The following is a 22,708-nucleotide window of genomic DNA, read 5'->3' on the forward strand; positions in this document are numbered from 1 at the left end:
TTTATTTCTATAGTTTATGCTTCTTCTTTTTTAGGATATGGGTAAAAACCTGAAGCAAATGCTTCCCATAATCTCTCAGGTAATTGGTGTTTATCTTCACGTTCTGGATCGAAATATGAAATGATTTCATCTGTTTGACCAGATTTAATTTTCGAAATGTATGCTGGATCGAATAATAGCTCACGTCCAAGGCACACTAACGGAACGCCTGTACTCAATGCACTTACCGCATCATCAGCAGTAAAGATGGCACCGACACCAATTAGTGGCATACGATTGTTAATCCAATCAAGCAATAGGTCGATACGTTTTTGACCTTTATATTTACCCTCGCGTGTTACTGAGTGAATATCCATCAGTGAAACGTGAAGATAATCAAGTGGTTTTTCAATTAACTCACTCACTAAACGTTGTGTGAGTTCCATTGAAATTCCTGGGTCTTCCGCTTCCTCTGGTGAAAAACGATAACCTACAATAAAGTCATCTGGTGCTTCTTCATTAACGACACGTAATACTTCATTAACAACAGCCATAGGAAAACGAAGAGGCTCGCCCCACTCATCTTCTCGACGATTATAAAATGGAGATACAAACTGATGGATGAGATAGTGATTCGCACCATGAATTTCAACGCCATCAAATCCAGCTTCAATAGCTAGTGAAGCTGCTTTACCATAATCAACAATAGCTTGTTGAATTTCTTCAACAGTCATCGCACGCACTTCGTGTGGTTCTTTGTGACCAAAACCACCTGTTGAAAGTGCGCTAGGTGCTTTTACATCACCATTAGGAACCAATTCTGGCAAAGCTTTAGCGCCCCCGTGGTGAATTTGGATGACTGCTTTAGCGCCTCCTTTTTTCATTGTACGCGCTAGTTCTTTCAATCCAGGTAAATCTTCTTTTTTCGATACTGATGGTTCACCAGGAAATGCTTTACCTTCAATATTGATATAGCTTGCAGCTGAAATAGCTAAACCTACATCTTTTGCTCGAGGTTCAATATAACCCAACTCTGTAGAAGACGTTGTCCCATCATCATTTGACAACGTATGTGTTAACGGTGCTAAGACAAATCGATTTCTTAATGTGCTTCCGTTAGGTAATTTTAGTGACTCGAATAATGGCTCAAACTTTTGCTCCATTTTAACTCCTCCTCAAATGTGTTCGAACACATTTTAATACAAGACCGATTATAAATAAAATAAACAGCTTATATTAAAACAAATTTACTCTTATTTAAAAAATTCGCTATTTTCAATTAATCAAGTACATTTAGTTAACAATGCAAACACAATAACGATTGTAAAGAATTTCTGTAGACACTTCTCACCTATAATAAAAAGAGCAAGACGTTAAAATCAAATCGATTTTTGTCTCACTCTTTTAAATGAAAGTTACATCATTACGATACACATTGACTTAAATGCTTCGTGTATCATGCTACATGTTATCTAACCAGTCTAATCCACACATCCTGATTAGCAACTTTCACCTGTCGCATTTTATTAATTGTCTTCTGATTCCATCATTTGTTTAATACGTTTGGCTTCTTTTTCACGTAGGCCTTTATTTAAAATTTTCTTTCTCAATCTAACGTTTTCAGGTGTTACCTCTACCAATTCATCATCGTTAATAAACTCTAACGCTTCTTCTAACGATAACTTACGAGGTTTTTTCATTGTTTCTGTTTGATCTTTTGTCGCAGAACGTACGTTAGTTTGATGTTTAACTTTAGTAATATTGACAGTCAAATCATTTTCTCTATTGTTTTGACCTACAATCATCCCTTCGTATACATCTGTTCCAGGTTCCATAAAGTTAATACCACGGTCTTCTAAACCTAAAATCGCATATTCACTTGCAGATCCTTGGTCCATAGAAACTAACACACCGTTACGACGTCCACCAATACGACCTTTAATACGAGGTCTAAATTCATCAAATGTATGGTTAATGATACCGTAACCACGTGTCATAGACATGAATTCAGTTGTATAACCAATTAATCCACGCGCAGGTACGTTAAAGATTAGACGTGTCAATCCATTATCTGTCGTTACCATATCCACCATTTCACCTTTACGTTGACCTAAAGACTCAATCACTGCACCTGAATATTCTTCTGGCACTTCAGCTTGAACACGTTCAAATGGTTCATATAACACACCATCAATATCTTTTAGAATAACTTGTGGTTTTGAAACTTGTAATTCAAAACCTTCACGTCTCATATTTTCGATTAAAATTGATAAGTGAAGTTCCCCACGTCCTGCAACTGTCCATGCATCTGGTGAATCTGTTGGGGTAACTTTCAATGATACGTCTGTTTCAAGTTGGTTGTCTAAACGTTCTTGAATTTGTCGTGCCGTTACAAATTGACCTTCCCTACCTGCAAATGGTGAATTATTCACTTTAAAAGTCATTTCAAGTGTTGGTTCATCAATACGTAATACAGGTAATGCATCTTGATGATCTTGTGGTGTAATTGTTTCACCTACGTTAATGTCTTCCATACCTGAGACAGCAATCAAATCACCTGCATAGGCTTCTTGAATTTCTTCTCGTTTTAAACCAAAATAACCAAATATTTTAGTCACACGGAAATTTTTAACTGAACCATCTAATTTTAATAATGATACGCTTTCACCGACGCGCATAGTCCCTCTAAACACACGCCCTATTCCAATACGACCTACATAATCATTATAGTCAAGCAATGCAGGTTGGAATTGTAAAGGCTCGTCACGATTATCTATAGGTGCTGGAATGTATTCTAAAATCGTTTCATATAAGCTTTGCATATTTTCATCTTGTTTTTCAGGATCAAGACTTGCAGTACCATTAATCGCAGAAGCATAGACAACAGGAAACTCAAGTTGATCATCATTTGCATCAAGTTCAATGAATAAATCTAAAACTTCATCCACCACTCCCTCAGGACGTGCTGAAGGTTTATCAATTTTATTCACAACAACAACAGGTTTCAAGTTCTGCTCTAATGCCTTTTTCAAAACAAATCGTGTTTGTGGCATTGTCCCCTCATATGCATCTACAACTAAAACAACACCGTCTACCATTTTCATAATGCGCTCAACTTCTCCTCCGAAGTCAGCGTGCCCAGGTGTATCTAAAATATTAATACGTGTGTCTTTATAGTTAACTGCTGTATTTTTCGCTAATATTGTGATCCCACGTTCTCTTTCTAAGTCATTAGAATCCATCGCACGTTCTTCAACATGCTCATTCTCACGAAAAATACCAGATTGTTTTAATAGTTCATCAACCAATGTCGTTTTACCATGGTCTACGTGAGCGATAATCGCAATGTTACGAACATCTTCTCTAAATTTTGTCATACTTTAATTCCTTTCTCGGGTAAATTACCACTTTCTTTTACAACTCGTTTATTATATCATAGAAATGAAATGAAGAAATAGAGTTAGGTGGGATTAAGATGAAAAAATCTCAATCAATTTTTTTATTGCTATCAATTCTTGCAATTTTCTTTTTAACGATGTTTAGCTTTGCAATCGCTGCAACCAATGTATTTTGGATGATCGTCACATTTATTTTAATGGTAGCAACGTTTGGTGTAGGCTTTTCTTTAAAAAAGAAATACCGTGAAAATGATTGGCTATAACAACCACGAATGACTGCATCTTTTAATAAATTTAAGGGCTGAGACAGATTGATGTCCCAGCCCTTTGTTTATACCCATTTTACTTGTTTTTCAACTTTTCATGCAAAGCTATGAGTGTCTCATCATGCTGACGTAAATAATCCTGTCGAATTGCTGTGTGTACTTTTTTATTTCCTACGAGAACAGAATTTGGATACGTCATTGCTAAAGGTTCACCTAAGAAATTTGTCGCAATCCCGCCAACTTCTTCTAATATAATGATGCCTCCAGCATAATCCCACGGTTGTAAACGTGGTGTCATATATGCGGCAAGCTGCCCTGTAGCAACATATACAATTTCGAGTGCTGCTGAGCCATATGCGCGTGCACTTCTTGAGTCACTTACGATAGGTACTAACATTGTGCTTAATTTAGGTTTTGTGAGCCAGTTCGGATTCATCCCAATAATACTCTCACTTACGACGGTATCCTCTAAAAGAGGTAAAGGTTCTTCATTCATCAATGCCCCTTTACCTGATTTGGCATGGTAAAGTACATCTCTCATCACATCATAGACAAACCCTGCATAAGGCTTCCCTTCTTTAAAGATACCTATTGATATTGCAAAGTTTTCACTTTGATGAATAAAGTTTAACGTACCATCAATCGGGTCAATCACCCAGACAATGCCTTCAGTCGTTTCAATGTCATGACCGTGGCCTTCTTCACCAATAATGCGATGATTTGGATAGCTCTCTTGGATTTGACTCACAATAAACTGCTCTGTCTCTTTATCTACATTCGTTACTAAATCATTGGGGTTCGACTTAGCTTCAATTGCAAGTGTGTCACCCATCTTTTTTCTAATATTATTTCCTGCTTCTAAAACTAAACTTTTCGCAAAATCATATAAATGCATTCGACTCACTCCTATTAATTTCATTATACACTAAAATGGGGCAAGATGAATGTTTCGCAGTTCGGTATATGCTACAATGAAATCAGTTCAACACGGATACATAAGGAGGCGTATGATGACAAAATATACGTTTAAACCCAAAGATTTTAAAGTCTTTGAAGTAGAAGGTCTAGATGCAAGAATGGAAGCTTTAGAACAACAAATTCGACCTCAATTACACGCACTTGGAGATTATTTTACGGATTATCTTGAAACTTTAACTGGCGATACTTTTTATGCACATGTAGCTAAACATGCTAGACGTACAGTCAACCCGCCCAAAGATACTTGGGTCGCTTTAGCAACAAATAAACGAGGTTATAAAATGATGCCTCATTTTCAGATTGGCTTATTCGAAGATCACTTGTTTGTCATGTATGGACTTATGCATGAAGATAAAAATAAAGCTAAAGATGTTGAAGTATTTGAAAACAAATTCGAAACGCTTCTTGATCTGCCTAGCGACTTCCAAATATCTTTAGATCATACACAGCCTGATAAATCTCGTATACAAGATTTATCAAAAGAAGAAGTTCAAAAAGGCATCGCACGCGCTAAAAATGTTAAAAAGGGCGAGTTTTTTGTAGCACGTGCAATCCCTCCTCAATCTGAGCATTTGAAAACGGATAAAGCATTTATTGCCTTTTTAGAAGATACATTTAAGCATCTTTTAAAATTTTACGGTTAGTGGAAAGCATACGCGCCATAATAAAAAGACTTGGTCACAGCCAAGTCTTTTTATTATTACTTATCATCTCGATCTAAATCATCTAATCTTTTTAGTGATTCATCTCTATTATTTTGATACTGATTTCCGTTATTTTCTGTATGTTGCGCTTTGTTGTGATCAATTTCCCTATCTTGTGGTTCATGTACAACATTTTGTCTATCCTGGTGACGTTGTGCTTCAACATCTTGAGGATTTTCTTGATATTGTTGTGAACGGTGTTTAGGATTTTGATAAATGTAGTTTCCACTTTTTGGCTTGCGGACAAGTAACATAATACCTGCGATTAACCACAAAATCCCTGAAATCAAACTTGCGCTTAAAAATACACCTGTTGCAGCAGCTATGATCAGTAATATCCCTGCTAAAATAGGCTTTTTAAACAAGAATACAGCCACAAGCGCAATAACTAAAGGAACAAGAAAAGTAATCAATGAAGTTGGATTAATACTATTCAATTGAGATGCATCTTGACCGGTCATCTCAATTTGTTGTTGGAATTCTGGATTCTTAAAAATAGCAATTGCACCAATAATAAAAATGACCCAAATCGCGTGTAGAACAATACCTACCCACGTTAAAATTTTCTCTGCTGTACGCTTAAATGGTACTTTTGCATCATTTTTATTGACGATGCGTTCATGATTTTCATGTTGATTATAAACATATTGATCTGACATATTAAAACCTCCTTATTGACTGTATTGCCTTTTTTCAAGCTTGTAAACCCATAATAATTAATATTATCTGTAGTGCTAAATTTTTTTGGGGTGTCTAACACAAACTTACATCATTTTACAATAAAGCCATAAGTTTCATCTTCTATTAATAAAAATAAAATCAATATCTTCGACGTCATACACGGGTTGGTACCCAACGTCAAACGGACACCTAAAATTAATGATATATTAAAATAGATAAGATTTAAAGATAATTATATTAAAATTTGAATAAATAGACTAAACCTACAATTTATTGAGACTTTTATTATCATATTCGTTGCAAAGTATATTGGCAAGCTTGACCTATTTTCTACATTATTAAAAGGCACTTATTCCGATGTTCATGTCTAATCTCAAAGCGATACTAAAATCTAACTTTTAATGATTAAAGGCATGCACTGAAATAAGTGCCTTTTTTATTTTGCGATTCGAATAACTTATTGCTTTTCGTCTTCTTGCTGGCTGTCTTCAGCAGACTGTTTCGGTCTGTCTTGTTGCAGTTTCAAACGATTATCGTAATTTTGGCGACGTTGTGTCGATGCACTCACTCTATGCTTTCTTTGTTCTTTTTCATACGCCTTACGTGCTTTTTTCTCTTCTTTACGTTGTGCTTTGCGTTCTGCTTTCTCTTGCTTACGTTGTGCTTTAAGCGCTTCAGGTGATGTAACCGTATCAGCCTCACCATATTCTTCTGAAGCCGTTATATCATTTTCCACATCTTGTTCAGCCTCAGTTTGGTGTGACATTGTACGACTATCATATATGAGAGTGTCGTCTTCTGCATCATTGATATCATGTGCTGATTGTTCATTCTCATTTTTCTTAATCGGCTTATGATTATACTTTGCAGACCGTGATAATACGACCGGTTCGTCATCAGATGTCCCCTCTTTTTCAGCATGCGTTTCCTCATTCTCCACATTGACGTGTACCGGTTGCGTAAGAGGCATATCCCCCTCATCTTCATCATACGTATTCTCTCTATATGATGGATAGCCACCCATTTCTTGGTACATAGGTACAAGTTCATACTTTTCTTTTCTTCCAAACATCATTAGTGAAACAATAAAAAAGAATAATGGAACTAAAATAAAAAATAATGGTAATGTAATAATCGCTACTAACAAAAATAGTAGTCCTGATACAATACGATGATTCATTGAAATCAATGCTAGGAATGAAATCAATAGACATACGATTAAATATACGATAAATGCCCATACACCGTTCTGTAACATAATCACAAGTTGGGTTGCATTTAAATTATTACTCGCTAAAAAATCTTGCAAAGTGGCGTTATTGGCAACCCCATTTTCTAGCCTTTGAATTGAATTCTCGTTACTAAAGAGAACCAAGCCAAAAAACATCGCCACAACTGTAGCACCTAATAATAAAATCCAACTCAACCAGCCAAGAATCTTCTCAGCAAGGCGATTTACAGGACGACTGATTTGTGTATATGCTTCTCCAGTCATGCTTCCACTCCTCTTATTTATCTTACTCATTTAATTATAACTAAACTCAATTGAAATCACTAGAATCATAATGCCATTTTGAAATTCAGGAAACGCTCATTGTATTCATTTAAAACATCTGGCCCTAAATCTTTGTATACTTCAAGACGTTTTTGCTCTTGTCGTGTTGGATAAACACGATGATCGTGACTCATTTCTTTTGGCAATAATTTTCTAGCCGTTTGATTGGGTGTACCATAACCCACCCATTCGGTATTTTGCTTACTCACTTTAGGATCCAACAAAAAGTTAATAAATTGATGTGCTCCTTCAACATTTTGTGCAGTTTTAGGAATGACCATATTATCAAACCATAAATTTGAACCTTCTTTTGGCACGACATAGTCAAAGTCATCGTTTTCTTGAAACAATGGTGCTGCCGAACCGCTCCAAATGACGGCAACATTCGCCTCATGTTGCTCAAGCATCATTTTTATTTCATCGCCTACAACACCTCGAATATTAGGAGAAAACGTTTTTAAGTTTTGTTCTGCCGATTTTAAATGTGCCGCATTCGTATCATTTAAACTATACCCCAAACTATTGAGGGATAGACCCATAATTTCTCGGGCGCCATCCACCAATAATACATTGTTTTTTAACCGTGGATTTTTTAAATCATTCCAACTATTAAAATCAATATCAGGATATTTTTCTTTATTATATAAGATGCCGACTGTACCAAAGAAATATGGAATCGAATAAGTGTTTTTAGGGTCAAAAGGCTGATTCATATAATGCGGGTCTAGATGCTTCATGTTTGGAATTTTTTGATGGTCAAGTGGACGCAATAAATGCGCTTTACTCATTTTTTCTATCGTGTAATCACTCGGAAAGGCCACATCATAATGCGTTCCGCCATTGCGAATTTTTGCCTCCATCGCTTCGTTAGAATCAAATGTTTCATAAACCACTTGTATCCCTGTTTTGTGTTCAAATTGCTGAATTATTTCAGGATCAATATATTCTCCCCAATTGTAGACGTACAGCTTTTCTTGTTGCTTACCACCAATTTCATCATGGTTAATCCAATACCCGACACCCAAACTGATTAAACCCAGTAAGAGTGCGCCACCAATGAGTTGTATCAATTGTTTCATATCGTCACACCTCTTTTACTGGATTGCTTCTTCTGTTTATGGCGTTGTATCAACTGATAGCTGATTAAGCCAACCATAATCAATGCAAATAAAATCGTAGAAATTGCATTAATTTCCATACTCACACCACGTCGTGCCATCGCATAGATTTCAACAGATAAAACACTAAAGCCGTTACCTGTCACAAAGAAACTAACTGTAAAATCATCCAGAGAATAAGTTAACGCCATAAAAAAGCCGCCAATAATTCCCGGCATGATATGCGGAATGAGCACCTTACTCAATAATTGAAACTCTGTAGCACCTAAATCACGTGCTGCATTCATGATTGAATCATTCATTTCGTATAATTTTGGTAAAACGATAATGACGACAATAGGGATACAAAAGGCAATATGTGAAATGAGGACAGATGTAAAACCTAATCCATATCCAGTAAAATGACCAATCGCTGTAAACATAATTAAAAATGAAGCTCCGATTACAACATCAGAAGAAACCATTAAAACGTTATTTAAAGTGAGCAATGACATTTTTAATGTTTGGTTCCGAAGTTGGTACAACAACAATGCTCCAAAAACACCAATTATGGTTGCAATACTCGCTGCTAATAACGCAACCGCAATCGTATTAAAAACAACTTGCAAGAGATGTTTATTTTGAAATAAAGCTTGATAATGTTCCCATGTAAACCCTTCAAAATGTGTCATATTCCCTGCACTATTAAATGAATACAACATTAAAAAGAATATCGGCAAATACAAAACGACTAATAAAGTGTACAAATAAGTTTTACCGTACCATTTCATTTTGATGTGCCCCCTTTTTGCTTACTTCGTGTTAATACCATGACAAATGCCATGAATAGCACTAAAAATATTGCAATTGTTGAGCCCATACCATAGTTTTGTATCACCAAAAACTGTTCTTCAATCGCTGTACCAATATTAATCACTTTATTACCGGCAATCAATCTTGTAATCATAAATAAAGATAATGCAGGAATAAAAGTCACTTGAATACCTGTTTTTACACCTTCAGCCGTTAACGGTAATAAAACTTTTCTAATCACCGTCGCTCGACTTGCCCCTAAGTCTTGTGCTGCAAAAAAGAGTTGATCAGGGATATCTTTCATACTGTTATAAATTGGAAGTAACATAAACGGAATATAAATATATGCCGAAACAAAGATAAAGGCTGGCGCTGTAAATAGTATAGGCTGTGCTGGTAGATGAAAGGACATCAAAATTTTGTTGATAAATCCATCATGACTGAAAATACCAATAAATGCATATGTCTTAAGTAGTAAATTCATCCATGTTGGTATAATCATGATTAACAACCAAGTGGCTGCATTTTTAGATTGTTGAATAAAATACGCAGCCGGATAACTGACTAAAAGACAAATCAAGGTAATTATAAAGGCATAAATAATAGATTCACCGAGCATCATCATATAATGTGCTGTTAAAAATTGACGATAATTCATCAAAGTAAAGTGTCCATTTTCATTGACGAATGAAAAATAAAGGAGTAAAACGACAGGTATGATAATGAAGAAAACCATCCATAGCAAATAAGGGATAGCGAGCCAACGATTAATGTGTTTCATAGTTTAATTCTCCATAACCTTCTATTCGTTTATCAAACTCTTCTTCAGTTTCACCCGGCACCATGATATGAATCGCTTCTGGCTCAAAGTCGAGTCCCACACGCGCTCCTATATTTGCATTTTTAGTCGATTGAATTGTCCATTCATACCCTTTTCGATCTTCACATATCATTTCGTAATGTACACCTCTAAATAGCGAACTCGTCACAGTCGCTTTAAAAAGCCCTTTTTCTTCAGGAACAACTGTAATATCTTCTGGTCGAATAACGACATCGACTTGCGTTTGTGATGGGATGTCTTTATCTACACAATCAAAGTTTTGACCATAGATATTGACGATATAGTCCTCCATCATAACACCCTCAACGATATTCGATTCACCAATAAAATCTGCCACAAATCGATTGACAGGCTCATCATAAATATCAAGTGGTGTTCCAAATTGTTCAATTTTTCCTTCACGCATGACGAAAATGAAGTCGCTCATCGCTAAAGCTTCTTCTTGATCATGTGTTACGAATACGAAAGTGATTCCAAGTCGTTTCTGCAACGCTCTTAATTCATATTGCATTTCAGTACGCAATTTCAAATCTAATGCAGATAACGATTCATCGAGTAGTAAAATCTCTGGTTCATTGACAATTGCACGTGCTATCGCAATACGTTGTTTTTGTCCACCACTTAATGCATGTATAGAACTTTCAATATATCTTTCAAGTTTTACTAATTTAAGTGCTTCTTTTACTTTTTCATCAATTTGTTGCTTATTTAGCTTTTTTAATTTCAAACCAAATGCCACATTATCATATACATTTAAATGTGGAAATAAAGCATAATCTTGGAAAACGGTATTGACTTGTCGCTGATTTGCAGGCCGTTGATTAATATTTTTACCTAAATACACAATTTCTCCCACGTCCGGTGATTCAAACCCGGCAATCAGTCTTAGCATCGTCGTCTTACCACATCCTGATGGCCCAAGTATAGTATAAAAATAACCAGATTCTATCTCTAAATCGACTGCATCTAAAATTGTCGTTTCATCATACTTTTTAGTAATCTTCTTAAAAGATAATAACTCACTCAATTCTAAAACCCTCCTATAAATATGATGATGTAGCAACAATCATCAACTTTGCACAAACATGACCCGCATTAGATAAACGGTGTGTGGCATGTGCTTTAAAATAAAGTGCATCCCCCGGTTCAGCAGTATATTGATGATCGCCTAAAGTTAGTGTAACCTTCCCTTCTAAACAATATACAAATGTGTCAGAGACAGAAGGCTGAAAATCTTTATATGACGCATAAGGTTGCAATGTCAGTAATAAAGGTTCCATATCAAACTCATTCGAACGTTTTACTGGCCATTGTAAAAAATACCCTTTTTCATCTTCATCATAAGTCAGTTGCTCATTTTTTGGATAATGTACTTTTGTGACGTATTTCGTATCAAAAAATTCTTTTGGAGAAGTACCTAACACTTCTAGAATATTTAAGAATGTTTCCATGCTTGGAGAAGTTTTATTACTCTCAATTTGAGAAATATAGCCCTTAGATAAATCTGTCCTTTCACCAAGCTCTTCTTGCGTTAAATTTTTTAAGCGTCTCAAGTTTTTAATCTTTTGACCAATCTCCATAAAGTTCCTCCACTCAAAAAAGCGACTTGTTTACTTTTACTAAACATTTTGTTTAATGCTTAATAAAAATAACAAATCGCTCACGAAATTACAATAGTTTTTTACTTGTTTGATAAAATTTCTTGATCCGGATTTTCTTTAGCTTGTTTCATTACAAAATAGCTGTCATAGCCACTGTGCTTTCTGAAATCCTCAAAAATACGTTTCTCATCCGCTTTACCAGGAACAACTGCTTTAAAACGACGATAACGTGCCATTAAAACTTCTCTTGCAATATGTTGTTCATAGTAGGATTCAATCGCATTAAAAAATGTAATGACATCCATAATTTCATCTTTTGACCAGTCCATATCAATCGGATAATGATAATCCATTCTAGCCCCTCCTTAAAGTTGGAATCCATTCCACACATCTCGTTGTTCATTCTAACATTGTTCGAGAAATGAAAAAAGGGACTGAAACAGTGATGTTTCAGTCCCTCGTCTATATAACTATTATTACATTGTATGGATTGGTAATCCTAAAGCTTTTTCAGCTGCTTCCATGCTCATTTCACCTAAAGTTGGGTGGGCATGTACAGTTAAAGCGATGTCTTCAGCGTTCATACCTGATTCAATTGCTAAACCTAGTTCAGCGATCACATCTGATGCACTTGTACCTACCACTTGCGCACCGATTAATGTGTCATCTTCTTTAAGTGTAATCAATTTAACGAATCCGTTTGTATCATCTAATGATAATGCACGGCCGTTTGCTTGATAAGGGAATTTAGAAGCTTTATATTCGATGCCTTCTTCTTTAGCTTGTGCTTCAGTATAACCCACTTGTGCCAATTCAGGCTCAGTGAAACATACCGCTGGCATACCAATGTAATCTACTTCTGCATTTTGTCCAGCAATCGCTTCAGCAGCAACTTTTGCTTCATAACTTGCTTTGTGTGCTAATGGTAATCCTGGAACAATATCACCAATTGCATAGATACTATCAACAGAAGTACGGCTTTGTTTATCGACTTCAATTAAACCACGATCTGTAAGTTTAACGCCTGCTTCTTCTAAACCAAGCTCGTCTGTATTTGGACGGCGACCTACAGTTACTAATACGTAGTCAGCTTCGATTGTTTTTTCTTCGCCTTTAACTTCATAAGTCACTTTAACGCCATTTTCAGTTTCTTCAGCAGATTTAGCTAAAGCTTCAGTTTCGATCTTCATACCTTTAGCTTTCATTTCTTTCTTAACTGGCGCAACCATTTGTTTTTCGAAACCGCCTAAGATTTCTTTTGCACCTTCAAGAATTGTTACTTCAGTACCGAAGTTCGCATAAGCAGTACCTAATTCTGAACCGATATAACCGCCACCAACAACGACTAATTTTTCTGGTACTTCTTGTAAGTTTAATGCGCCTGTTGAATCAAGAACACGACCACCAAATTCAAAATTAGGAATTTGAATTGGACGTGAACCTGTTGCAACGATAGCATTTTTAAAGTTGTAAGTTTGTGCACTTTTTTCATCCATAACACGTAAGCTGTGTGCATCAACGAAATAAGCTTCACCTTTAACGATTTCAACTTTATTACCTTTTAATAAAGATTCTACACCGCTTGTTAATTTGTTAACAACTGAACCTTTAAAAGTTTGAACTTTACCGAAGTCTAAAGAAACATTTTCTGCTGTAATACCAAGGTCTGAACCGTGTTGAGCTTGCTCAAAGCGGTGAGAAACATTTAATAACGCTTTAGAAGGAATACAACCTACGTTTAAACACACACCACCTAAGTTACCTTTCTCAACGATTGTTACTTTTTGACCTAATTGTGCAGCACGGATTGCTGCAACATAACCACCAGGACCTGCCCCAATGACAATAGTATCTGTTTCAATTGGAAAATCTCCGACTACCATATTTTACCCCTCCATTAATAATAGTTCTGGATTGTTTAATAAACGTTTGATGTGGTTCATAGCATTTTGACCTGTTGCACCATCGATTTGTCTATGGTCAAAGCTAAGTGATAATGCTAATACAGGCGCTGCTACAATTTCACCATCTTTTACGATAGGTTTTTGTGCAATACGGCCAATACCTAAAATAGCAACTTCTGGATGGTTGATAACTGGTGTGAACCATTGACCACCTGCAGAACCAATGTTACTGATTGTACATGTTGCGCCTTTCATTTCGTCAGAAGTTAATTTACCATCACGAGCTTTTACAGCAAGTTCATTAATTTCATCTGAAATTTCGAACATTGATTTACGGTCTGCATTTTTAACAACAGGCACTAATAAACCTCTTTCTGTATCTGCTGCAATACCGATGTTCCAATAATGTTTATGAACAACTTCACCTGCTTCTTCATTAAATGAAGTATTAAGTGCTGGGTATTTTTTCAATGCAGAAACTAATGCTTTCACAACATATGGTAAGAATGTTAATTTTGTACCTTGCTCAGCAGCAATTTCTTTAAATTTCTTACGGTGATCCCATAATTCTTGAACATCAATTTCATCCATTAATGTTACGTGAGGTGCTGTATGTTTAGAGTTAACCATTGCTTTAGCAATTGCTTTACGCATTGCAGGGATTTTTTCAGTTGTTTCAGGGAATTCACCTTCAGTTGAAACTGTTGATGCTGCTGGTGCTGCAGATTCTTGAGGTGCTTCAGATGCTGATGCACTTTGTGATTCAGGTGCTGCTTGGCCACCACCATTAATGTATGCATTTACATCTTCTTTAGTAATTCTACCATTTTTACCTGTACCATTTACAGCTTTAATGTTGACATTATTATCGCGTGCATATTTACGTACAGACGGCATTGCTTTAACGTGTCTATTTTCATCGACTTCACCAGCTTCTTGAGGTGCTGCAGCTGGTTCAGCTTTTGCTTCTTCTTGAGGTGCTTCTTCTGCTTTATCAGAACCACCGTCGTGACTATGACCGCCTTTGAATTCCATTTCTTCAGCATCAGGTGCGTCAATCATTACAATTGTATCGCCGACTACTGCAACTGTTCCTTCTTCAACGAGTACTTTTTCTACAGTACCGCTTACAGGTGATGGAATTTCAACAACTGATTTATCATTTTGTACTTCACATAATACGTCATCTTCTTCAATAGTATCTCCAGCTTTAACAAACCACTTTACGATTTCACCTTCGTGGATACCTTCACCAATATCGGGTAATCTAAATTCAAATGCCACGTTGTTTCCTCCTAAAAATCAATTTTTAATAATAAGTTATCCACACAGATTTAGGAGAAGAAACGGTCGACCGTTTCATTCTCCATTTGTGCATCTGTGACTTTCTCGTTTAACACATCTTCTCAATTTCTCTATTAAAATTCTAGCGTTGCTTTTGCTTGCTCAATAATGTCATTTTTATTTGGTAACCAAACATTTTCTGCTTGTGTGAATGGGTAAATCGTATCTGGTGCAGCTACGCGACCAATTGGTGCTTCTAATGATAAGATGGCACGTTGTGATAATTCTGATACCACGTTCGCTCCAACACCTGCTTGTTTTTGAGCTTCTTGAACAACAACCACACGACCTGTTTTTTCAGTTGATGCAACTAAAGTATCAATATCTAATGGTTGTACTGTACGTAAGTCAATTACTTCAACTGAGTGACCTTCTTTTTCAAGTTCTTCAGCTGCTTTTAATGATTCTTGTACCATCGCACCGTAAGCGATAATTGTTAAATCAGTACCTTCACGTTTAACGTTAGCTTTACCGATTTCAATAGTATATTCTTCTTCTGGTACTTCTTCACGGAATGAACGATATAATTTCATATGTTCAAGGTAAACAACTGGATCATTGCTGCGGATACTTTCGATTAATAATCCTTTTGCATCGTATGGGCCTGATGGGATAACAACTTTCAAACCAGGAGATTGTGCTAAGACACCTTCTAAGTTATCAGCATGCAATTCTGGTGTGTGTACGCCCCCACCAAATGGTGTACGAATTGTAATTGGTGCAGCTTTAGAGTTACCTGTACGGAAACGATGACGTGCAATTTGTCCTGCAACAGAGTCGAATACTTCAAATACGAAACCTAAGAATTGGATTTCCATAATAGGACGGTATCCTTGTGTTGTAAGACCTAAAGCTAAACCACCGATTCCTGATTCAGCTAAAGGTGTATCGAATACACGGTCTTCACCGAATTCTTTTTGTAAACCCTCTGTTACACGGAATACCCCGCCGTTTACACCAACGTCTTCACCAAATAACAAAGTGTTTTCGTCATTTTTAAGTTCAGTTGCTAGCGCATTATTAATCGCTTGAACCATTGTCATTTGTGCCATGGCTTACTTCGACTCCTTCTCTTTGTAGATTTCGTATTGTTCTTTAAGGTTGTAAGGCATATCTTCATACATGATTTCCATTAATGAAGTTACAGTTTGTTTTTCTGTTTTATCTGCTTCTTTAATAGCAGCTTTAATTTCATTTTTAGCTTGTTCGATGACTTCATTTTCTTTGTCTTCTGACCATAAGCCTTTATTTTCTAAGAATTTTCTGAAGCGAACAAGCGGATCTTTTTTCTCCCACTCTGAATCTTCATCAGAAGTTCTATATTTCGTTGGGTCATCCCCAGCCATTGTATGTGGGCCATAACGGTAAGTCATTGTTTCAATTAATGTTGGACCTTCACCATTAATTGCGCGTTCACGTGCTTCTTTAGTTGCTTGGTATACTGCCAAAGCATCCATACCATCAACTTGAATACCAGGGATACCTACTGCAATTGCTTTTTGAGCTAATGATTTAGCTGCAGTTTGTTTATCACGTGGTGTTGAAATCGCGTAGTTGTTATTTTGAATAACAAAAATCGCAGGTACTTTGTATGCTGAAGCAAAGTTAATACCTTCATAGAAGTCACCTTGTGAAGAACCACCGTCACCAGTATAAGTGATAGCTACGGCTTTTTTACCTCGTTTTTTAAGACCTAGTGCCACACCTGCAGTTTGGATGTATTGTGCACCAATAATGATTTGTGGGCTTAACGCATTCACTCCTTCAGGCATTTGGTTACCTACAAAGTGTCCACGTGAGAATAAAAATGCTTTAGTCAATGGTAAGCCGTGCCAAATTAATTGTGGTACATCACGGTAACCAGGAAGAATAAAGTCTTCTTGTTCTAAAGCGTATTGTGAAGCTAATTGTGAAGCTTCTTGACCAGCAGTCGGCGCGTAGAAACCAAGGCGACCTTGTCTGTTCAATGAAATTGAACGTTGGTCTAAAATACGTGTCCATACCATTCTTCTCATTAATTCAACTAACTGTTCATCCGATAAATCCGGAAGTAAATCTTCGTTCGTTACATTTCCATCTGCATCTAAGATTTGAACCATCTCAAATTTCGACTCAGTATCTTTCAATACTTGTTCTGCATCGAATTGGGCTTTTAACTTAGCAGCCATGCAATTCACCATACCTTTCCCGTTTATAAATATAATTCAACTTACTTTAGTGTAACACAAAACATAAAAACTGTTAAATAGTTTTATGCAACTTCTGTAACACTTGATATAACAACAGTATAGCCAACTGTTATACTATTGAACTCGAACTGTTATATTCTAATTGTTAGCGATTTCATCGACATCTTGCTTCTCTGTTTGAACTTTTCGAATTGCTTTTGTATAGTTATCAACCTTTTTCTTCATTTCTTTTTGTGCTTTATTTAAAGCTTCGGAACGTTTATCCACTTCTTGTTGTGTGCCAGAAGAATTTTTGAAATAACCAAATAAGTCTTTCTCTTTATTAATAATATTTTGATAGCCTTTCACAAAATCTTTATGCTTTTTATATTTTTCTTCTAATGCTTTGTTTAACTGGTCGTATTCTTTTTTGTCATCTTTATCTTCAATTTTGTTAGATTCTTTTTTGATATTTTGAAAATCTTTCTCTGATTGCGCCATTGCTTTAGACTCTTTATCAAGTTGTTTTTCTCTTTGTGCTGCATTATCTAAGAAAGCTTTAACCTTATCTTGGACTTTGCTAATATCTTTTCCACTTACTTCTTTAGAAATTTTTTCTTTCTCTTTTTCGAGTTTATTCATTTCTTTATTAATGTTTTGAATTGGCGCTTCTGCTTTTTGCATTTTTTCAAGTCCATTATTGTAATTCTCAAAATACTCTTTGTCGTTGTTACAACCTGCTAGCAATATCGTTGCAGCCATTGCTACACCCATTGTTTTTTTGAATTTCATAATTTATGGTCCTCCTTATATTGTCAATGGCTATATTAATGAAATTTCCTTCATAATTCAAATGATGCTTCGTTTTCTGCGTCAATTCATAACTTTACTTTACAAAAGCTTATCATTGTAACGATTTTGAATTGCTGATTCATATCTCACTCATTTGTCATTATACCAAAACACATCGCATACAACTCAATGTTATGCATTAATATGTTAAACTTGGCGTAAACTTTTAAAGGATGTCTATTTAAATTAAAATAATATGGTACCCGTAAAATACGTCTTAAACCATACTTAAAAGTGGCACTTTTTCATTTTTAGAGATGTTAGCATGGTATAGAATAAAATCACAACTTCCTTTTTAATTTTGTCAAATAATTATTGAGTAATTAAGAGTAAACGACTATCACTTTTAAGTCATTTTTTGATATATTAATAAGTAAGGAAGGTGTCAAATATGTTAACAATGAAAGATATTATTAGAGATGGACATCCAACACTTCGCCAAAGATCAAAGGAAGTGGAGTTCCCATTAACTGACGAAGAACGTCAAACTTTATTAGATATGCAAACTTTTTTAAGAAATAGTCAAGATCCAGAAATTGCTGAAAAATATCAATTACGTAGTGGTGTAGGTCTCGCTGCACCTCAAATCAATGTACCTAAACGTATGTTTGCCATTTATTTACCAGATGATGGAAATGGCAATTCATATGATATGGGTATCGTCAATCCTAAAATCGTAAGCCATAGCGTACAAGATGGTTATTTACCTACAGGTGAAGGATGCCTAAGCGTTGACGAAGACGTGCCCGGTTTAGTTCACCGTCATTATCGAATCAAATTAAAAGGTTATGATATCGATGGTAATGAAATCAGTTTGAGACTTAAAGGTTATCCCGCCATTGTCGTGCAGCATGAGCTTGATCATTTAGATGGCGTTTTATTTTATGATCGCATTGATCACGATAATCCACTTAAGCCAAAAGATGGTGCAGTCGAAGTTTAAATATTGTCAAATTGATATTCAGTAAATTCTAATTATAAATAGCAAAGCCCCAAACCTCTGATGAATTTAAGTGAGATTTGGGGTTTCGTTAAATGAGCTATCGCCTGAGCCGTAGATAGGTTAAATATGTAGTGATATACATCATTGCCTTATTTAGACTGTTTGTTAATCCTTCCTACATTGAGACTATAAAAACACATCTCTTCTTTGCTTATGTCTAATTCCTTCATCATCCAACGCCTCTTTAAGTAATTCAAAAGTTTCCATGTCTAAAAACTCTGGATCATGATGATGTCTAATAAAGTAGTGGTTATCTTGTGTTGCTTGCTCTTCTTCATATTCAAAAAACATTGTGACTTGTTCATTTCTGACTTCGAACTGAATCTCAATTAATTTTTTGTCCTCTCGATTACGTTCCTCTTTAACTTCTGTTAATAACTGCGCTACACTTTTCATCTTCATCACCTTTTTTCGGGACATTTTAAAGAGATATACTATTTATCTCATTTAGGTACTATTTTAGTTTATCACATTCCGCTTTATTTATTCGATGACTTCATGTAAAATAAAAGCAACTGGGCTGTATTTGAAATACAATACACCTCATCAAGAACGGAAATCAAAATTAGCGATGTACATGCGAGATTAAAGTGAATGAAATGATGAATTGAATGTTATTGAACACATTGTTTAATCATGATTCGGTTCATGTTTTTTATTTTAAAATTCAATTTTTAACCCTGTGGCATGTAAATCGATTTATTATAAAGAGATATCCAATTTAGGAGGAACGAATTAATGTCAATTTTTAAAGTATTTTATCAACATAATCGTGATGAAGTGATTGTACGTGAAAATACACAAACGATTTATGTTGAAGCACAAACAGAAGAACAAGTTCGTCGTTACTTAAAAGAACGCAACTACAATATTGAATTCATAACTAAATTAGAGGGCGCACATTTAGAGTATGAAAAACAATCCGATCATTTTAACGTGGAGAAAGCACAATAATGAAACAACTTCAAAAAAATGAAGTGGGCGTCTATGCGTTAGGCGGCTTAGGTGAAGTCGGTAAAAATACTTATGCCGTTGAATACAGAGACGAAATCGTAATCATTGATGCAGGTATCAAATTCCCTGACGATAGTTTACTTGGTATCGATTATGTTATACCAGATTATACGTATCTTGAGCAGAATCAAGATAAAATCGTGGGATTAGTAATCACACATGGTCACGAAGACCATATCGGTGGTGTGCCCTACCTGCTTAAAAAGATTAACGTACCAATTTATAGCGGACCGCTTGCATTAGGTCTTATTCGTAATAAATTAGAAGAACATCATTTGTTACGTCAAGCTAATTTAAACGAAATCACAGAAGATACAGTGATTGAATCTAAATATTTCAAAATTAGTTTCTACCTTACAACACACAGTATTCCAGAAACTTATGGTGTCGTTGTTGATACACCTGAAGGTAAAGTTGTACACACAGGCGACTTTAAATTTGATTTTACGCCTGTAGGTGCCCCTGCCAATATTGGTAGAATGGCAAAACTGGGTGATGAAGGGGTCCTTTGTTTACTTTCTGACTCCACGAACTCCCTTGTTCCCGACTTCACTTTAAGTGAACGTGAAGTCGGTCAAAATGTTGATAAAATTTTCCGTAATTGTACTGGACGTATCATCTTTGCAACATTTGCATCTAATATTTACCGTGTCCAACAAGCGGTTGAAGCTGCTGTAAAGTACAATCGAAAAATCGTGACATTTGGTCGATCAATGGAAAACAATATTAAGATCGGTACCGAACTCGGTTATGTTAAAGCACCACCTGAAACTTTTGTAGAACCAAGTAAAATTAATAGTATTCCAAAACACGAATTACTTATTTTGTGTACGGGTTCTCAAGGTGAGCCTATGGCCGCTTTATCTCGAATCGCTAATGGTACGCATAAGCAAATTAAAATTATTCCTGAAGATACAGTTGTTTTCAGTTCTTCACCAATTCCAGGTAATACAAAAAGTATTAATCGCACGATCAATGCACTTTATCAAGCGGGCGCAGAAGTGATTCATAGTAAAATATCAAATATTCACACTTCTGGACACGGGTCTCAAGGTGATCAACAATTAATGTTACGCCTTATTCGACCTAAGTTCTTCTTACCTATTCATGGTGAATATCGTATGCTAATGGCACATGGTCAAACAGGTATTGATTGTGGTGTCAAAGAAGAAAATGTTTTTATTCATGATATAGGTGATGTGCTTGCGCTTACACGTGATAGTGCACGTAAAGCAGGTCGTATCCCATCAGGCACAGTCCTTGTCGATGGTAGCGGTATTGGTGACATCGGCAATGTTGTTATTAGAGACCGTAAACTCTTGTCTGAAGAAGGACTAGTTATTGTCGTTGTGAGTATTGATTTTAATACGAACAAACTTTTATCAGGCCCTGATATTATTTCACGCGGTTTCGTATATATGCGTGAGTCAGGTCAATTAATCTATGATGCACAGAAAAAAATCAAACAAGATGTGATTAATAAATTGAATAACAATGAAAATATTCAATGGCACCAAGTTAAATCTTCTATTATTGAAACATTGCAACCTTATTTATATGAAAAAACAGCAAGAAAACCAATGATTTTACCAGTCATCATGAAAGTAAATGATAAAACAAAATAATTAAAGTCATAATATAAATATGATAAAACAGAGGGGCATGCGAAAAATCAAATTCGTAAGCTCCTCTGTTATTTAATGCTACAACAACTTTAATGCGCGTTTAAACTCAAAAAGGACGAAGTTGACATTCATGTTCCAACTTCGTCCTTTTATTTTAAGACTAATGTGCCATTTTTTTCTCAAATCGCGTTAAGTCATTATCATGGCCAATAATGATTAAAATATCATCAAATTCTAATGCAATGTCTGGATCTGGTGCTACAATAATCTCTTTTCCACGCTTTATCGCTATAATATTGATACCAAATTTAGCACGCACGTCGAGCTCAATTAATGTTTGGCCCGCCATTGTTTCACTTACCTTAATTTCAACAATAGAGTGTTCATCTGACAGTTCTAAGTAGTCTAACACTGTCGCACTTGCAACATTGTGTGCAATACGACGCCCCATATCTCTTTCAGGGTGTACGACTGTATCGGCACCTATTTTATTCAAAATTTTAGCATGATAATCATTTTGTGCCTTTGCTGTTACTTTTTTGACACCTAACTCTTTTAATATAAGTGTTGTCAGTGTACTTGCTTGAATGTTTTCACCGATTGCGACAATGACATGGTCAAAATTACGAATCCCTAAACTTTTCATTACCGCCTCATCCGTCGTATCTGCCACGACAGCATGTGTTGCAATATCACTATATTCATCTACACGGTTTTCGTCTTTATCTATCGCCATAACATCCATGTCTAACGCATTTAATTCTCTAACAATACTGCCACCAAAACGCCCTAGTCCAATGACTACATATTCTTTATCCATTACAGGCCTCCTGAAGTTGATTTTACGCTAAAATATGTGCGGAATGCATACGTGGGAAAAGGAGT

23 protein-coding genes are annotated in these 22,708 nt (G+C 35.8%); 5 read left to right on the top strand and 18 right to left on the bottom strand.

Annotated elements, in window-relative coordinates:
* Positions 1–14: 14 nt before the first annotated feature.
* Positions 15–1,142 (bottom strand): NADH-dependent flavin oxidoreductase, encoded by a 1,128-nt coding sequence (locus tag KM149_RS08520; protein ID WP_050345804.1) that lies wholly within the window; start codon positions 1,140–1,142, stop codon positions 15–17.
* A 363-nt stretch (positions 1,143–1,505) separates the two neighbouring features.
* The gene (gene typA / locus KM149_RS08525) at positions 1,506–3,356 is read right to left on the bottom strand and encodes a translational GTPase TypA (protein WP_165545665.1); all 1,851 of its coding nucleotides are present in this window, start codon (positions 3,354–3,356) and stop codon (positions 1,506–1,508) included.
* 92 nt (positions 3,357–3,448) lie between these two features.
* Between typA and KM149_RS08530 the strand changes: the two genes are divergently transcribed.
* On the top strand, positions 3,449–3,640 hold the full coding sequence (locus KM149_RS08530) for a DUF5325 family protein (RefSeq protein WP_228480309.1): 192 nt from the start codon (positions 3,449–3,451) through the stop codon (positions 3,638–3,640).
* 79 nt (positions 3,641–3,719) lie between these two features.
* Here the strand turns inward: KM149_RS08530 and KM149_RS08535 are convergent, their stop codons facing one another.
* Complete coding sequence (locus KM149_RS08535) at positions 3,720–4,538, bottom strand: inositol monophosphatase family protein (protein ID WP_182280516.1); 819 nt, start codon at positions 4,536–4,538, stop codon at positions 3,720–3,722.
* A gap of 115 nt (positions 4,539–4,653) precedes the next feature.
* Here KM149_RS08535 and KM149_RS08540 point away from each other — a divergent pair, with 115 nt between their 5' ends.
* Positions 4,654–5,265, top strand: a complete 612-nt coding sequence (locus tag KM149_RS08540) for a YktB family protein (protein WP_050331346.1) — start codon at positions 4,654–4,656, stop codon at positions 5,263–5,265.
* 56 nt (positions 5,266–5,321) lie between these two features.
* Here the strand turns inward: KM149_RS08540 and KM149_RS08545 are convergent, their stop codons facing one another.
* The 13 genes from KM149_RS08545 to KM149_RS08605 form a co-directional block, all read right to left on the bottom strand.
* A complete protein-coding gene (locus tag KM149_RS08545; protein ID WP_182280517.1) occupies positions 5,322–5,984 on the bottom strand; it encodes a DUF4064 domain-containing protein in 663 nt (220 codons plus the stop codon).
* Positions 5,985–6,463: 479 nt separating this feature from the next.
* On the bottom strand, positions 6,464–7,501 hold the full coding sequence (gene auxB / locus KM149_RS08550; protein WP_241415302.1) for a lipoteichoic acid stability factor AuxB: 1,038 nt from the start codon (positions 7,499–7,501) through the stop codon (positions 6,464–6,466).
* Positions 7,502–7,566: 65 nt separating this feature from the next.
* The gene (locus tag KM149_RS08555; protein ID WP_165545669.1) at positions 7,567–8,640 is read right to left on the bottom strand and encodes an ABC transporter substrate-binding protein; all 1,074 of its coding nucleotides are present in this window, start codon (positions 8,638–8,640) and stop codon (positions 7,567–7,569) included.
* Entirely contained in the window at positions 8,637–9,449 is an 813-nt protein-coding gene (locus tag KM149_RS08560) for an ABC transporter permease (protein ID WP_050345810.1), read from the bottom strand. Before KM149_RS08560 ends, KM149_RS08555 begins: the two co-directional genes overlap by 4 nt.
* Positions 9,446–10,252, bottom strand: a complete 807-nt coding sequence (locus KM149_RS08565) for an ABC transporter permease (RefSeq protein WP_060830092.1) — start codon at positions 10,250–10,252, stop codon at positions 9,446–9,448. Before KM149_RS08565 ends, KM149_RS08560 begins: the two co-directional genes overlap by 4 nt.
* Positions 10,239–11,339 (bottom strand): ABC transporter ATP-binding protein, encoded by a 1,101-nt coding sequence (locus KM149_RS08570; RefSeq protein ID WP_103356423.1) that lies wholly within the window; start codon positions 11,337–11,339, stop codon positions 10,239–10,241. Before KM149_RS08570 ends, KM149_RS08565 begins: the two co-directional genes overlap by 14 nt.
* Before the next feature lie 13 nt (positions 11,340–11,352).
* Positions 11,353–11,892 carry a helix-turn-helix domain-containing protein gene (locus KM149_RS08575; RefSeq protein ID WP_165545671.1) on the bottom strand — a complete coding sequence of 180 codons (540 nt, stop codon included), beginning with the start codon at positions 11,890–11,892 and terminating at the stop codon, positions 11,353–11,355.
* 101 nt (positions 11,893–11,993) lie between these two features.
* A complete protein-coding gene (locus tag KM149_RS08580) occupies positions 11,994–12,266 on the bottom strand; it encodes a UPF0223 family protein (protein WP_050345812.1) in 273 nt (90 codons plus the stop codon).
* Positions 12,267–12,389: 123 nt separating this feature from the next.
* Positions 12,390–13,796 carry a dihydrolipoyl dehydrogenase gene (gene lpdA / locus KM149_RS08585; protein WP_050331355.1) on the bottom strand — a complete coding sequence of 469 codons (1,407 nt, stop codon included), beginning with the start codon at positions 13,794–13,796 and terminating at the stop codon, positions 12,390–12,392.
* Between the two features lie 3 nt (positions 13,797–13,799).
* Positions 13,800–15,101 (bottom strand): dihydrolipoamide acetyltransferase family protein, encoded by a 1,302-nt coding sequence (locus tag KM149_RS08590; RefSeq protein WP_016424762.1) that lies wholly within the window; start codon positions 15,099–15,101, stop codon positions 13,800–13,802.
* Between the two features lie 134 nt (positions 15,102–15,235).
* The gene (locus KM149_RS08595) at positions 15,236–16,213 is read right to left on the bottom strand and encodes an alpha-ketoacid dehydrogenase subunit beta (protein ID WP_165545672.1); all 978 of its coding nucleotides are present in this window, start codon (positions 16,211–16,213) and stop codon (positions 15,236–15,238) included.
* A 3-nt stretch (positions 16,214–16,216) separates the two neighbouring features.
* Positions 16,217–17,329 carry a pyruvate dehydrogenase (acetyl-transferring) E1 component subunit alpha gene (pdhA, locus tag KM149_RS08600; RefSeq protein WP_050331357.1) on the bottom strand — a complete coding sequence of 371 codons (1,113 nt, stop codon included), beginning with the start codon at positions 17,327–17,329 and terminating at the stop codon, positions 16,217–16,219.
* Positions 17,330–17,488: 159 nt separating this feature from the next.
* Complete coding sequence (locus KM149_RS08605; protein WP_241415303.1) at positions 17,489–18,121, bottom strand: YkyA family protein; 633 nt, start codon at positions 18,119–18,121, stop codon at positions 17,489–17,491.
* 451 nt (positions 18,122–18,572) lie between these two features.
* Between KM149_RS08605 and def the strand changes: the two genes are divergently transcribed.
* Positions 18,573–19,124, top strand: coding sequence for a peptide deformylase (gene def / locus KM149_RS08610; RefSeq protein ID WP_050345814.1), 552 nt, complete (start codon positions 18,573–18,575; stop codon positions 19,122–19,124).
* 186 nt (positions 19,125–19,310) lie between these two features.
* Here the strand turns inward: def and KM149_RS08615 are convergent, their stop codons facing one another.
* Complete coding sequence (locus tag KM149_RS08615) at positions 19,311–19,580, bottom strand: hypothetical protein (RefSeq protein WP_050331359.1); 270 nt, start codon at positions 19,578–19,580, stop codon at positions 19,311–19,313.
* 342 nt (positions 19,581–19,922) lie between these two features.
* Between KM149_RS08615 and KM149_RS08620 the strand changes: the two genes are divergently transcribed.
* Positions 19,923–20,138: a DNA-dependent RNA polymerase subunit epsilon gene (locus tag KM149_RS08620; protein WP_016424756.1), complete on the top strand. Its 216-nt coding sequence runs from the start codon at positions 19,923–19,925 to the stop codon at positions 20,136–20,138.
* Positions 20,138–21,823 carry a ribonuclease J1 gene (gene rnjA / locus KM149_RS08625; RefSeq protein WP_050331360.1) on the top strand — a complete coding sequence of 562 codons (1,686 nt, stop codon included), beginning with the start codon at positions 20,138–20,140 and terminating at the stop codon, positions 21,821–21,823. The genes KM149_RS08620 and rnjA overlap by 1 nt, the downstream gene beginning before the upstream one ends.
* 160 nt (positions 21,824–21,983) lie before the next feature.
* Here the strand turns inward: rnjA and KM149_RS08630 are convergent, their stop codons facing one another.
* On the bottom strand, positions 21,984–22,643 hold the full coding sequence (locus tag KM149_RS08630) for a potassium channel family protein (RefSeq protein ID WP_050331361.1): 660 nt from the start codon (positions 22,641–22,643) through the stop codon (positions 21,984–21,986).
* Between the last annotated feature and the right edge of the window lie 65 nt (positions 22,644–22,708).

The organism is Staphylococcus coagulans (assembly GCF_022557135.1).
Classification (GTDB): domain Bacteria; phylum Bacillota; class Bacilli; order Staphylococcales; family Staphylococcaceae; genus Staphylococcus; species Staphylococcus coagulans.